Source organism: Streptomyces olivaceus (assembly GCF_000721235.1).
In the GTDB taxonomy this organism is placed as follows: Bacteria; Actinomycetota; Actinomycetes; order Streptomycetales; family Streptomycetaceae; genus Streptomyces; species Streptomyces olivaceus.
The window spans coordinates 102,861-115,636 of the sequence record NZ_JOFH01000012.1; the positions used below are offsets into that span (position 1 = coordinate 102,861).

General features: G+C 72.1%; 10 protein-coding genes. 9 read left to right on the forward strand and 1 reads right to left on the reverse strand.

Annotation, left to right across the window (positions count from 1 at the left end; translation table 11 throughout):
• Nucleotides 1–46 precede the first annotated feature (46 nt).
• Together IG94_RS0114975 and rpsD are read left to right on the forward strand one after the other, a co-directional pair.
• The gene (locus tag IG94_RS0114975) at nt 47–1,402 is read left to right on the forward strand and encodes a replication-associated recombination protein A (RefSeq protein ID WP_031035728.1); all 1,356 of its coding nucleotides are present in this window, start codon (nt 47–49) and stop codon (nt 1,400–1,402) included.
• A 296-nt stretch (nt 1,403–1,698) separates the two neighbouring features.
• Nucleotides 1,699–2,313 (forward strand): 30S ribosomal protein S4, encoded by a 615-nt coding sequence (gene rpsD / locus IG94_RS0114980; protein WP_031035730.1) that lies wholly within the window; start codon nt 1,699–1,701, stop codon nt 2,311–2,313.
• A 24-nt stretch (nt 2,314–2,337) separates the two neighbouring features.
• Here the strand turns inward: rpsD and IG94_RS0114985 are convergent, their stop codons facing one another.
• A complete protein-coding gene (locus tag IG94_RS0114985) occupies nt 2,338–4,524 on the reverse strand; it encodes an ATP-binding protein (protein ID WP_031035732.1) in 2,187 nt (728 codons plus the stop codon).
• 178 nt (nt 4,525–4,702) lie between these two features.
• Here IG94_RS0114985 and IG94_RS0114990 point away from each other — a divergent pair, with 178 nt between their 5' ends.
• The 7 genes from IG94_RS0114990 (at nt 4,703) to aroC (ending at nt 12,756) form a co-directional block, all read left to right on the forward strand.
• Nucleotides 4,703–5,152, forward strand: a complete 450-nt coding sequence (locus IG94_RS0114990; protein WP_107060560.1) for a DUF948 domain-containing protein — start codon at nt 4,703–4,705, stop codon at nt 5,150–5,152.
• A gap of 7 nt (nt 5,153–5,159) precedes the next feature.
• Nucleotides 5,160–5,516, forward strand: a complete 357-nt coding sequence (locus IG94_RS0114995) for a hypothetical protein (protein ID WP_031035736.1) — start codon at nt 5,160–5,162, stop codon at nt 5,514–5,516.
• Complete coding sequence (gene alaS / locus IG94_RS0115000) at nt 5,516–8,188, forward strand: alanine--tRNA ligase (RefSeq protein ID WP_031035738.1); 2,673 nt, start codon at nt 5,516–5,518, stop codon at nt 8,186–8,188. The genes IG94_RS0114995 and alaS overlap by 1 nt, the downstream gene beginning before the upstream one ends.
• 59 nt (nt 8,189–8,247) lie before the next feature.
• Nucleotides 8,248–8,712, forward strand: coding sequence for a Holliday junction resolvase RuvX (ruvX, locus tag IG94_RS0115005; RefSeq protein WP_031035740.1), 465 nt, complete (start codon nt 8,248–8,250; stop codon nt 8,710–8,712).
• A 132-nt stretch (nt 8,713–8,844) separates the two neighbouring features.
• Nucleotides 8,845–10,569, forward strand: a complete 1,725-nt coding sequence (gene mltG / locus IG94_RS0115010; protein WP_043483658.1) for an endolytic transglycosylase MltG — start codon at nt 8,845–8,847, stop codon at nt 10,567–10,569.
• The gene (locus IG94_RS0115015; protein ID WP_211269669.1) at nt 10,547–11,392 is read left to right on the forward strand and encodes a shikimate dehydrogenase; all 846 of its coding nucleotides are present in this window, start codon (nt 10,547–10,549) and stop codon (nt 11,390–11,392) included. The genes mltG and IG94_RS0115015 overlap by 23 nt, the downstream gene beginning before the upstream one ends.
• A gap of 179 nt (nt 11,393–11,571) precedes the next feature.
• Nucleotides 11,572–12,756: a chorismate synthase gene (gene aroC, locus IG94_RS0115020; RefSeq protein WP_031035743.1), complete on the forward strand. Its 1,185-nt coding sequence runs from the start codon at nt 11,572–11,574 to the stop codon at nt 12,754–12,756.
• Nucleotides 12,757–12,776: the final 20 nt, after the last annotated feature.

Consider the following 12,776-nt stretch of genomic DNA (forward strand, 5'->3'; position numbering starts at 1 on the left):
CACCTGGCCCGCCGCGTTGTCGGTGCGGTCCTTTAGGGTGCAGAGCGTGGAGCCCGACCTGTTCACCGCCGCAGCCGAAGAACGCCAGGAGAAGGACCCGACCGGCAGCCCCCTCGCCGTGCGGATGCGTCCGCGCACCCTCGACGAGGTCGTCGGCCAGCAGCACCTGCTCAAGCCCGGATCACCCCTGCGCCGCCTGGTCGGCGAGGGCGGCTCCGGGCCCGCCGGACCCTCCTCGGTCTTCCTCTGGGGCCCGCCCGGCACCGGCAAGACCACCCTGGCGTACGTCGTCTCCAAGGCCACCAACAAGCGCTTCGTGGAGCTGTCGGCCATCACCGCGGGCGTCAAGGAGGTCCGCGCGGTCATCGACGGCGCCCGCCGCGCGGTCGGGGGGTACGGCAAGGAGACCGTCCTCTTCCTCGACGAGATCCACCGCTTCAGCAAGGCCCAGCAGGACTCCCTGCTCCCGGCCGTCGAGAACCGCTGGGTCACCCTGATCGCCGCCACCACCGAGAACCCGTACTTCTCGGTGATCTCCCCGCTGCTCTCCCGTTCCCTCCTGCTCACCCTCGAACCCCTCACCGACGACGACGTGCGCGGCCTGCTCCGCCGGGCCCTCGCCGCCGAGCGCGGACTGGGCGGGGCCGTCGCCCTGCCCGGGGACACCGAGGAGCACCTGCTGCGCATCGCGGGCGGTGACGCCCGCCGGGCCCTGACCGCGCTCGAGGCCGCCGCCGGGGCCGCGCTGGACAAGGGCGAGACGGAGATCGGCCTGACCACGCTGGAGGAGACGGTCGACCGGGCCGCGGTCAAATACGACCGCGACGGCGACCAGCACTACGACGTCGCCAGCGCCCTGATCAAGTCCATCCGCGGCTCCGACGTGGACGCCGCCCTGCACTACCTGGCCCGGATGATCGAGGCCGGCGAGGACCCCCGCTTCATCGCGCGGCGCCTGATGATCTCCGCCAGCGAGGACATCGGCCTCGCCGACCCGAACGCGCTGCCGATCGCCGTCGCCGCCGCCCAGGCCGTCGCCATGATCGGCTTCCCCGAGGCCGCCCTCACCCTCAGCCACGCCACCATCGCCCTCGCCCTCGCCCCGAAGTCCAACGCCGCCACCATCGCCATCGGCGCCGCCCTGGAGGACGTGCGCAAGGGCCACGCCGGACCGGTCCCCGCACACCTGCGCGACAGCCACTACAAGGGCGCCGGCAAGCTCGGGCACGGGCAGGGGTACGTGTACCCGCACGACCTGCCGGAGGGCATCGCCGCCCAGCAGTACGCCCCGGACGAGCTGAAGGAGCGGACGTACTACACGCCGACCCGGCACGGCGCCGAGGCCCGGTACGCGGACGCGGTGGAGTGGACCCGCGGGCACCTCGGTCGCAAGCGGTCCTGAGCACCCTGTAGAATCCCCCGGAGCGCCGAGTCCCGTGCCGTCAGAACGGGACAACCGGCCGGAACCCCCAGCGGGTTCCAGGAGCGTCGCGCACCGTCGAATAGGTGTCGCGGGCAGCCCACCACCACCCGGCTTCCGGGAGCGGTCGGTGGGCCACTCGCGTGCTGCACGTATGTGCCCAGACCAGGGAGCGGCTGCCCGGCAGGTCCCCAGCGGACCCGACGGGTTTCCCCGGCTGCGGATTGCGACCTCCCTCAACCCTGACAAGCCGGAAATCCAGGAAAGAGACACAGACAGTGGCGAACCAGCCCCGTCCCAAGGTCAAGAAGTCGCGTGCCCTCGGCATCGCGCTGACCCCGAAGGCCGTCAAGTACTTCGAGGCCCGCCCCTACCCGCCGGGCGAGCACGGCCGCGGCCGCAAGCAGAACTCGGACTACAAGGTCCGTCTGCTCGAGAAGCAGCGTCTGCGCGCGCAGTACGACCTCAGCGAGCGCCAGCTCGTCCGCGCCTACGAGCGTGCCTCCAAGACCAACATGAAGACCGGCGAGGCCCTGGTCATCGAGCTGGAGCGCCGTCTCGACGCGCTGGTCCTGCGTTCGGGCATCGCCCGCACGATCTACCAGGCCCGTCAGATGGTCGTCCACGGCCACATCCAGGTCAACGGCCAGAAGGTCGACAAGCCGTCCTTCCGCGTCCGTCCGGACGACGTCGTGCAGGTGCGCGACCGCTCCAAGGAGAAGACGCTCTTCACCATCGCCCGCGAGGGCGGCTTCGCCCCCGACGGCGAGACCCCGCGCTACCTCCAGGTGAACCTCAAGGCCCTGGCGTTCCGCCTGGACCGCGAGCCGAACCGCAAGGAGATCCCGGTGATCTGCGACGAGCAGCTCGTCGTCGAGTACTACGCCCGCTGATCCCAGCCCGCGCGGTACCACACCTCAGCCCGCCGTCTCCCCGCCCCTGTGGGTGGGCGAGGCGGCGGGCTTCGGCGTCTGTGAGCCCGCCGCGCTCCGCCGGCCGGCCGGACGCGGCCCCGGCAGCGACACCGCCCCGCCCGGCCGGCGCAGCGCCCGCGACACCGCCTCCCGGCGGCCGAGCCGCGCCCCGTGCCGTACGCAGTCCTCGTACCGCTCGTCGCCCAGCTGCTCCCGGGCCGCCGCCTCGCACAGCTCGTGCGGGGCGTTGTAGTGCGCCGACCCGAACAGCGGCAGCCCCACCGACGGCCACATCCGGCCCGCCGCGCCCTGCAGCACCGCGGCCTCCGTCGCGTCGCCCTCCGCCAGGGTGACCAGCGCCAGCAGCTCCACCGCCAGCACCGAACCCAGCTGGTCCCGGAAACGGTGGGCACCGCCGAGGCAGTCGGCCAGCAGCGCGCGGGCGCAGACGGGATCGCCGTCGCTCCACGCCGCGTAGGCCAGGACGTACAGGGCGTAGCCCCGGGCCCAGCGCTCACCGTGGTCCTCGCACACCTGGCGCACGTCCGCGCTCAGCCGCACCGCCTCCCGCAGATCGCCCTGGAACGCCCGGGTCATCGCCAGTTCGACCTGGCACATCAGCACGTTGCTGTTCAGCTCGCCGATGTCCCGGTACCGCCGCAACGCGGAACGCAGCAGCCGCTCCGCGCGCCGTACGTCGTCCGTCACCAGCGCCAGACAGCCCGTGCGGTGCTCCGCGTAGGCCACCGCCGTGGGGTTCGCCGACCGCTCCGCCTCCTCCCGGCACTCCTGCAGCGCAGCCAGCGCGGGCACCGTGTCGCCCTGCAGGATCGCCACGTGGGCGAGGACCCACAGCGCCTTCAGCCGCGACTGGTCGCCCGCCGTCGGCTCCGCGTCCAGCCGCACCGCCTGCTCCAGCCAGCGCCGGCCCTCCGACAGCCGGCCGCAGCCCACCCAGTGGAACCAGAGGGAGCCCGCCAGGTACTGGCCCAGGTGCGCGCCGTCCGGCTCGGACAGGCAGTGCTCCAGGGCGCTGCGCAGGTTCGGCAGCTCCGCGTCGACCCGGGCGGCCACTTCGCCCTGCCGGGGCGAGAACCACTCCAGCTCGCACCAGGTGGCCAGCCCCACGTACCAGTCCCGGTGGCGCCGCCGCAGCCGGTGCGCGTCCCCCGCCGCCGCCAGCCAGTCGGCGCCGTAGGCCCGTACGGTGTCGAGCATCCGGTAGCGCACTCCGGCCGACGTCTCCTCGCGGGCCAGCACGGACTGGTCGAGGAGCGCGGAGAGCACGTCGAGCACGTCGTCGGCCGGCAGTTCCTCGCCGCTGCACACGTACTCGGCGGCCTCCAGGTCGAACGGCCCCGCGAACACCGACAGGCGCGCCCACAGCAGCCGTTCGCGGGCCGTGCACAGCTCATGGCTCCAGCCGATCGCCGTACGCAGCGTCCGGTGCCGGGGCAGCGCGGCGCGGTCCCCACCCGTCAGCAGCAGGAAGCGGTCGTCCAGCCGTTGCAGCACCTGCGCGGGAGACAGCGCGCCCAGGCGTCCCGCCGCCAGCTCGATCGCCAGCGGGATCCCGTCCAGGCGCCGGCACAGCTCGCGCACCTCCCCGTGGTCCTCGTCCAGGTCGGCGTCGTACCCGTAGGTGACGTTCCGCTGCCCCGCCCGGACCGTCAGCAGCTCCACCGCCTCCTCCGGGCCCAGCGGCGGCAGCGGAATCCGCCGCTCGCCGGGCACCTCCAGTGGCCTGCGGCCCACCGCCAGCACGCTGAGCCCGGGGGCGCGGCCCAGCAGGTCGGTCACCAGTGCCGCACAGGCGTCCACCAGGTGCTCGACCCCGTCCAGGAGCAGCAGCAGCTCGCGCTCGGCCAGGTGGGCGAAGAGCGTCTCGCGCGGCAGCCGCGTCGTGTGGTCGGTCAGGCCCAGCGCCTCCACGACCGCGTAGTCGACGAACTCCTCGTCCCGAACCGGCGCCAGCTGCACCCGCCACACCCCGTCCCGGGGAGAGCGGCGCGCGGCCGCCCGCGCGGCCAGCCGGGACTTGCCGACACCGCCGGTGCCGGTGACCGTCACCAGCCGCGCGGAGTCGAGGGTCCGGGCGAGCTCCGCCAGCTGTGCCCCTCTCCCCACGAAGGAGTCGAGCTCCAGGGGGAGATTGCCGCGCGGGACGCCGTCGCGCCGATGGTCTCGCATGAAACACGGAGCGTACTGAACCATATTCACTCCGTACAATCGCCGGGTGCGGCTTCCCGGGATCACGTCCCGCGCGGACGGTAATCCGGTATGGAGTCCCGCGCGGGGCGCGATAGGCTCGGTGAACGACTTTCCCGATGTTCAAACGCGTATTTCTTCACCGTCTTTCAGGGAGCGGGTGCACACAGTGTCCGGTGGCGAGGTGGCCGGGATCCTGGTGGCCGTCTTCTGGGCGATCCTGGTGTCCTTCCTCGCCGTAGCACTGGCGAGGCTGGCCCAGACGCTCAGGACGACCACCAAGCTCGTGGCGGACGTGACCGACCAGGCCGTCCCGCTGCTGGCCGACGCCTCGTCGGCGGTGCGCAGCGCGCAGACCCAGATCGACCGGGTCGACGCGATCGCCTCGGACGTCCAGGAGGTCACGTCGAACGCCTCGGCGCTGTCCACCACCGTGGCCTCCACCTTCGGCGGCCCGCTGGTGAAGGTCGCGGCGTTCGGGTACGGCGTGCGCCGGGCACTCGGCGGCCGCAAGGAGGACATGTCCGCCCCGGCCGAGCGGTCGCGGCACACCGTGGTCGTGGGCCGCACGCTCCCGGCCGCGCGGCGGACGAAGCGGAAGAAGGGCTGACCGAGCGATGTTCCGCCGTACGTTCTGGTTCGGCACCGGCGTGGCCGCCGGTGTGTGGGCCACCACCAAGGTCAACCGGAAGCTCAAGCAGCTGACCCCCGACAGCCTCGCCGCGACCGCGGCGAACAAGGCGCTCGACGTGGGCGGCCGGGTCAGGGACCGCGCGGTGGGCTTCGCGCTCGACGTCCGCGACAACATGGCGCAGCGGCAGGCCGAACTGGACGACGCGCTGGGCCTGAAGGCCCCCGTCGACCCGGAACTCGCGGCTCCCCGGCGCCGTGCCGCCATCGAGAACAGCAACGACCCGAAGTACACCGTCGACGACAGCACGGCGTACTCGTACAACCGGAATGAGGACCACTGATGGAGTCGGCCGAGATTCGTCGCCGCTGGTTGAACTTCTTCGAGGAGCGCGGTCACACCGTCGTCCCTTCGGCGTCGCTCATCGCGGACGACCCGACTCTGCTCCTCGTCCCGGCCGGCATGGTGCCCTTCAAGCCCTACTTCCTGGGTGAGGTCAAGCCGCCCTTCGACCGCGCCACCAGCGTGCAGAAGTGCGTCCGCACGCCCGACATCGAAGAGGTCGGCAAGACCACCCGCCACGGCACGTTCTTCCAGATGTGCGGCAACTTCTCCTTCGGCGACTACTTCAAGGAAGGCGCCATCAAGTACGCCTGGGAGCTGCTCACCGGCGCCCAGGACAAGGGCGGTTACGGCCTCGACCCCGAGCGCCTGTGGATCACCGTCTACCAGGACGACGACGAGGCCGAGCGCATCTGGCACGACGTCGTGGGCGTCCCCTCCGAGCGCATCCAGCGCCTCGGCAAGAAGGACAACTACTGGTCCATGGGCGTCCCCGGACCCTGCGGCCCCTGCTCCGAGATCAACTACGACCGGGGCCCCGAGTTCGGCGCCGAGGGCGGCCCCGCCGTCAACGACGAGCGGTACGTGGAGATCTGGAACCTCGTCTTCATGCAGTACGAGCGGGGCGAGGGCATCGGCAAGGAGGAGTTCGAGATCCTCGGCGAGCTGCCGAGCAAGAACATCGACACCGGCCTCGGCCTGGAACGCCTCGCCATGATTCTGCAGGGCGTGCAGAACATGTACGAGATCGACACCTCCATGGCCGTCATCAGGAAGGCCACCGAACTGACCGGCGTGGCCTACGGCGAAGCCCAGGCCTCGGACGTCTCCCTGCGCGTGGTCACCGACCACATGCGCACCTCCGTGATGCTCGTCGGCGACGGCGTCACCCCCGGCAACGAGGGCCGCGGGTATGTGCTGCGCCGCATCATGCGCCGCGCCATCCGCAACATGCGCCTGCTCGGCGCCACCGGGCCGGTCGTCAAGGACCTGATCGACGTCGTGATCGAGATGATGGGGCAGCAGTACCCCGAGCTGATCACCGACCGCGAGCGGATCGAGAAGGTGGCCCTCGCCGAGGAGAACGCCTTCCTGAAGACGCTGAAGGCCGGCACCAACATCCTCGACACCGCCGTGAGCGACACCAAGGCCTCCGGCGGCACCGTCCTCGCCGGCGACAAGGCGTTCCTGCTCCATGACACCTGGGGCTTCCCGATCGACCTCACCCTGGAGATGGCCGCCGAGCAGGGGCTCTCCGTGGACGAGGACGGGTTCCGCCGCCTGATGAAGGAACAGCGCGAGCGGGCCAAGGCCGACGCCCAGGCCAAGAAGACCGGCCACGCCGGCGCCGGTGCCTACCGGGAGATCGCCGACAAGGCGGGCGCCACCGACTTCATCGGCTACACGAACACCGAGAGCGAGTCCACGATCGTCGGCATCCTCGTCGACGGCGCCTCCTCCCCGGCCGCCGTCGAGGGCGACGAGGTGGAGATCGTCCTGGACCGCACCCCGTTCTACGCGGAGGGCGGCGGCCAGATCGGCGACACCGGCCGCATCCGGGTCGACACCGGCGCCGTGATCGAGGTCCGCGACTGCCAGAAGCCGGTGCCCGGCGTGTACGTCCACAAGGGCGTCGTCCAGGTCGGCGAGGTGGTCGTCGGCGCCACGGCGCAGGCCCTGATCGACGACCGGCGGCGCAAGGCCATCGCCCGCGCCCACTCGGCCACCCACCTCACCCACCAGGCCCTGCGCGACGCCCTCGGTCCGACGGCCGCGCAGGCCGGTTCCGAGAACCAGCCCGGCCGCTTCCGCTTCGACTTCGGCTCGCCGTCCGCGGTGCCGACGGCCGTGATGACCGACGTCGAGCAGAAGATCAACGAGGTGCTCGGCCGCGACCTCGACGTGCGCGCCGACGTCATGGGCATCGACGAGGCCAAGAAGCAGGGCGCCATCGCCGAGTTCGGCGAGAAGTACGGCGAGCGGGTGCGGGTCGTCACCATCGGCGACTTCTCCAAGGAGCTGTGCGGCGGCACCCATGTGCACAACACCGCCCAGCTCGGCCTGGTCAAGCTGCTCGGCGAGTCCTCCATCGGCTCGGGCGTGCGCCGCATCGAGGCCCTGGTGGGCGTCGACGCCTACCACTTCCTCGCCCGCGAGCACACGGTCGTCGCCCAGCTCCAGGAGCTGATCAAGGGCCGTCCGGAGGAGCTTCCGGAGAAGGTCTCCGCCATGCTCGGCAAGCTGAAGGACGCCGAGAAGGAGATCGAGAAGTTCCGCGCCGAGAAGGTCCTCCAGGCCGCCGGCTCCCTCGCCGACTCGGCCCGCGACGTGCGCGGTGTGGCCCTGGTGACCGGGCAGGTCCCGGACGGCACGACCGCCGACGACCTGCGCAGGCTGGTCCTCGACGTGCGCGGCCGCATCCAGGGCGGCCGGGCCGCGGTCGTGGCCCTGTTCACGACGGTGAACGGCAAGCCGCTGACGGTCATCGCCACCAACGAGGCCGCCCGCGAACGCGGCCTCAAGGCCGGTGACCTGGTGCGCGCGGCCGCCAAGACCCTCGGCGGCGGCGGTGGCGGCAAGCCGGACGTCGCCCAGGGCGGCGGCCAGAACCCGGCCGCCGTCGGCGACGCCGTCGACGCGGTCGAGCGCCTCGTGGCGGACACGGCCAAGTGACCGGACCCGAGCACGACCGGACCGGCGATCGGGCGGACGACCCGGTGGCCGGCCCGGCGATGCGCCGCGGACGGCGCCTGGCCGTCGACGTCGGGGACGCCCGGATCGGGGTCGCCTCGTGCGACCCCGACGGGATCCTCGCCACCCCGGTGGAGACCGTCCCCGGCCGCGACGTCCCCGCCGCGCACCGCCGCCTGCGGCAGCTGGTGGGGGAGTACGAGCCGATCGAGGTCGTCGTCGGCCTGCCCCGCTCCCTCAAGGGGGGCGAGGGCCCGGCCGCGGCCAAGGTCAGGCGCTTCACGCAGGAGCTGGCCAGGGGCATCGCACCCGTCCCGGTCCGCCTCGTGGACGAGCGGATGACCACGGTCACCGCCAGTCAGGGACTGCGCGCCTCGGGAGTGCGGTCGAAGAAGGGGCGGTCGGTCATCGACCAGGCCGCCGCTGTGATCATCCTTCAGCAGGCACTGGAATCCGAACGGGTGTCAGGCAGCCCGCCCGGTGAGGGCGTCGAAGTGGTCATCTGATCGCGATACGGTAACGTTCCGCGCGATGCGGAGGCATTCGAACAGCCACCGCACAGAAAGAGGCGGAACGGAAGCGGGCCCTTGGACCGACAAGGACCCCGGTCCCCGTCGCCTCGCGGCTCTAGGGGATCCATGACTGAGTATGGCCGGGGCCCAGGCTCCGAACCGTGGCATCCGGAAGACCCGTTGTACGGGGACGGCGGATGGGGCGGGCAGCAGGGCCAGGCGGCCCAGCAGCCCCCCTACGGCGGCCAGCCGCAGCAGTACGCGGAGCAGCAGGCTCAGCAGCAGTACGCCCAGTGGGGCGACGGCGGCCAGTCCGCGTACGGCGGCGGTCAGCCCCACGGCCAGTACGGCCACCAGCACCCCGAGCCGCAGTACGACCAGTACGGCCGGCCGCAGTACGACCAGCAGCAGTACAGCCAGCAGTACGCCCCCCAGGCCCAGCCGCAGCAGGGGTACGGCAACGGCGGCTGGGACACCGGTGCGCAGCCGCAGGCCCAGTACCCGGCCGACCCGTCCGACCCCTACGGACAGCAGGCCGCGGGCTACGGCCCGGAACAGCCCGACCAGTACGGCACCCCGGACGCCTACCCGCCGCCGGAGCCGCCGGCCCGCCGGCGTGCCGAGCCCGAGCCCGAGCGCACCGACTGGGACCCGGGCCCCGACGAGGGGGAACACGCCTTCTTCGCCGGCCGGGACGACGACGGCGACGACGGTGAGGCGGCGGACGGCGGACGCGGGGAGCGGCGGGGCCGGGGCGGCAAGCCCAAGAAGCGCCGCAGCGGATGCGCCTGCCTGGTCGTCTCCGTCGTTCTGGGCGGCGGTGTCCTGGGCGTCGGATATTTCGGTTACCAGTTCTACCAGGATCGTTTCGGCGCGGCCCCGGACTTCGCCGGGGACGGCAACGGCGAGCAGGTGACCGTCACCATCCCCAAGGGAGCCGGCGGATCCATCATCGGCCAGGAGCTCAAGCGCAGGGGTGTGGTGAAGAGCGTCGACGCCTTCATCTCCGCCCAGGAGAGCAACCCCCAGGGCAAGACCATCCAGGACGGCGTGTACACGCTGCAGAAGGAGATGTCGGCGAAGAGCGCGATCGAGCTGCTGCTCAGCCCGGAGAGCCGCAGCGTCCTGATCATCTCCGAGGGCAAGCGCAACGCCGACATCTACAAGCTCATCGACAAGCGCCTCGAAGTGAAGGACGGCACCACCGCCGAGGTCGCCAAGTCCGAGTACAAGAGCCTCGGCCTGCCCGACTGGGCGCTGAACCACGCGAACGTGAAGGACCCGCTGGAGGGCTTCCTCTACCCGTCCAGGTACTCGGCGGCCAAGGGCCAGAAGCCCGAGGAAGTGCTGAAGCAGATGGTGGCACGTGCCGGCGAGCAGTACGAGAAGACGGGCCTGGAGAAGAAGGCGTCGGGCCTCGGCCTCGAAGGGCCGTGGGAACTGCTCACCGTGGCGAGCCTGCTGCAGGCGGAGGGCAAGACCCACGACGACTTCCGCAAGATGTCCGAGGTCATCTACAACCGGCTCAAGCCCGACAACTACGAGACGAACCAGAAGCTCCAGTTCGACTCGTCCTTCAACTACCTGATGGGCCAGAGCAACATCCACATCAGCGAGTCCGAGATCAACAGCAACAAGGACCCGTACAACACCTACACCAACCGGGGACTGCCGCCCGGGCCCATCGGCAACCCCGGCGAGGAAGCCCTCCAGGCGGCCATGAACCCGACGAAGGACGGCTGGTTCTACTTCGTGGCCACCGACGGCCTGAAGGAGACCGAGTTCGCCAAAACACACGACGAGTTCCTGAAACTGAAGGAAAAGTTCGATGCTGCCAGCGCCGCCGGCTGACGGCCGCCGGGCCGCCGTGCTCGGCTCCCCGATCGCCCACTCCCTCTCCCCGGTGCTGCACCGGGCCGCGTACACGGAGCTGGGACTGACGGAGTGGACGTACGGCAGGTTCGACGTCGACGAGGCGGCGCTGCCGGGCTTCTTCCGGGACCTGGGCCCCGAGTGGGCGGGACTGTCGCTGACCATGCCGCTCAAGCGGGCGGTCATCCCGCTGCTCGACTCCGTCAGCGAGACTGCGGCCTCCGTGGACGCGGTGAACACCGTGGTCTTCGGCGCGGACGGCCGCAGAACCGGCGACAACACCGACATCCCCGGCATGGTCGCCGCCCTGCGCGAACACGGTGTCGAGAAGGTCGAGAGCGCCGCGGTCCTCGGCGCCGGCGCCACCGCGTCCTCGGCGCTCGCCGCCCTGGCCAGGATCTGCGTCGGCGAGGTCGCCGTCTACGTCCGCAGCGCGGAGCGCGCCGCCGAGATGCGGGGCTGGGCCGAGCGGCTGGACGTGGACGTGCGCGTCGCCGACTGGGCGGACGCCGCGCAGGCGCTGCACGCGCCACTGGTCGTCGCCACGACCCCGGCCGGCACCACCGACGCACTCGCCGCCGCCGTCCCCGAGCGCCCCGCCACCCTCTTCGACGTGCTCTACGAACCCTGGCCCACCGCGCTGGCGGCCCGCTGGTCGGCGTACGGCGGCGCCGTCGTCAGCGGCCTCGACCTGCTGCTCCACCAGGCGGTGCTCCAGGTGGAGCAGATGACCGGCCGCGCCCCGGCCCCGCTCGCCGCGATGCGCACGGCGGGCGAGCACGCCCTCGCGAACCGCACCTAGACCGGCGCCCCCCCCGAGTCCCACCGCCCGTCCGTCTGATGGACCGGCGGCCGGGTCCGGCCCGCGGACGTGGGAGGATCGAAGGCGGCGGACCGGGGCCCGCGCACCCGGTCGGGCCGTCGCCGTACGCGGAGAAGGCGCGTACGGGCCTACCGGGGCGCGAGTACTGAGGAGCACCGTTGAGCAGGTTGCGCTGGCTGACCGCGGGGGAGTCCCACGGTCCCGCACTCGTCGCGACGCTGGAGGGTCTGCCCGCCGGCGTGCCGATCACGACGGACATGGTGGCGGACCATCTGGCGAGGCGGCGGCTCGGCTACGGACGCGGTGCCCGGATGAAGTTCGAGCGCGACGAGGTCACCTTCCTCGGCGGTGTCCGCCACGGCCGCACCCTCGGCTCCCCGGTCGCGGTGATGGTCGGCAACACCGAGTGGCCCAAGTGGGAGCAGGTCATGGCGGCCGACCCGGTGGACCCGGAGGTGCTGGCGGACCTGGCGCGCAACGCCCCGCTGACCCGGCCGCGTCCCGGCCACGCCGACCTCGCCGGCATGCAGAAGTACGGCTTCGACGAGGCCCGGCCCGTCCTGGAGCGCGCCTCGGCCCGTGAGACGGCGGCCCGGGTGGCGCTGGGGGCGGTGGCCCGGTCGTACCTGAAGGAGACGACCGGCGTCGAGATCGTCAGCCACGTCGTCGAGCTGTGCTCCGTGAAGGCCCCGGCGGGTGTGTACCCCACGCCGGCCGACGTCGAGAAGCTGGACGCCGACCCGCTGCGCTGCCTGGACGCACAGGCGTCGGAGGCGATGGTCGCCGAGGTCGACCAGGCCCACAAGGACGGCGACACCCTCGGCGGCGTCGTCGAGGTCCTCGCCCACGGCGTGCCGGTGGGCCTCGGCTCGCACGTCCACTGGGACCGGCGGCTCGACGCGCGGCTCGCGGGTGCGCTCATGGGCATCCAGGCGATCAAGGGCGTCGAACTGGGCGACGGCTTCGAGCTGGCCCGCGTGCCCGGTTCCCGGGCCCACGACGAGATCGTCGGCACGCCCGACGGCATCCGCCGGACCTCCGGCCGCTCCGGCGGCACCGAGGGCGGCCTGACCACCGGCGAGCTGCTGAGGGTGCGCGCCGCCATGAAGCCGATCGCCACCGTGCCGCGCGCCCTGCAGACGGTGGACGTGGCCACCGGCGAGGCGACGCAGGCGCACCACCAGCGCTCCGACGTCTCCGCCGTGCCGGCCGCGGGAATCGTCGCGGAGGCCATGGTGGCCCTCGTGCTCGCGGACGCCGTCGCGGAGAAGTTCGGCGGCGACAGCGTGGCCGAGACCCGCCGCAACGTGACCTCGTACCTCGACCACCTGGCCATCCGGTGAACGGGGCACCGCTGGTCGTC

Bases quoted from the DNA above. Each gene is read 5' to 3' on its own strand.
- IG94_RS0114985 (WP_031035732.1), bottom strand. From the start codon at position 4,524: ATGCGAGACCATCGGCGCGACGGCGTCCCGCGCGGCAATCTCCCCCTG.
- IG94_RS0114995 (WP_031035736.1), top strand. From the start codon at position 5,160: ATGTTCCGCCGTACGTTCTGGTTCGGCACCGGCGTGGCCGCCGGTGTG.
- alaS (WP_031035738.1), top strand. From the start codon at position 5,516: ATGGAGTCGGCCGAGATTCGTCGCCGCTGGTTGAACTTCTTCGAGGAG.
- ruvX (WP_031035740.1), top strand. From the start codon at position 8,248: ATGCGCCGCGGACGGCGCCTGGCCGTCGACGTCGGGGACGCCCGGATC.
- mltG (WP_043483658.1), top strand. From the start codon at position 8,845: ATGACTGAGTATGGCCGGGGCCCAGGCTCCGAACCGTGGCATCCGGAA.
- IG94_RS0115015 (WP_211269669.1), top strand. From the start codon at position 10,547: ATGCTGCCAGCGCCGCCGGCTGACGGCCGCCGGGCCGCCGTGCTCGGC.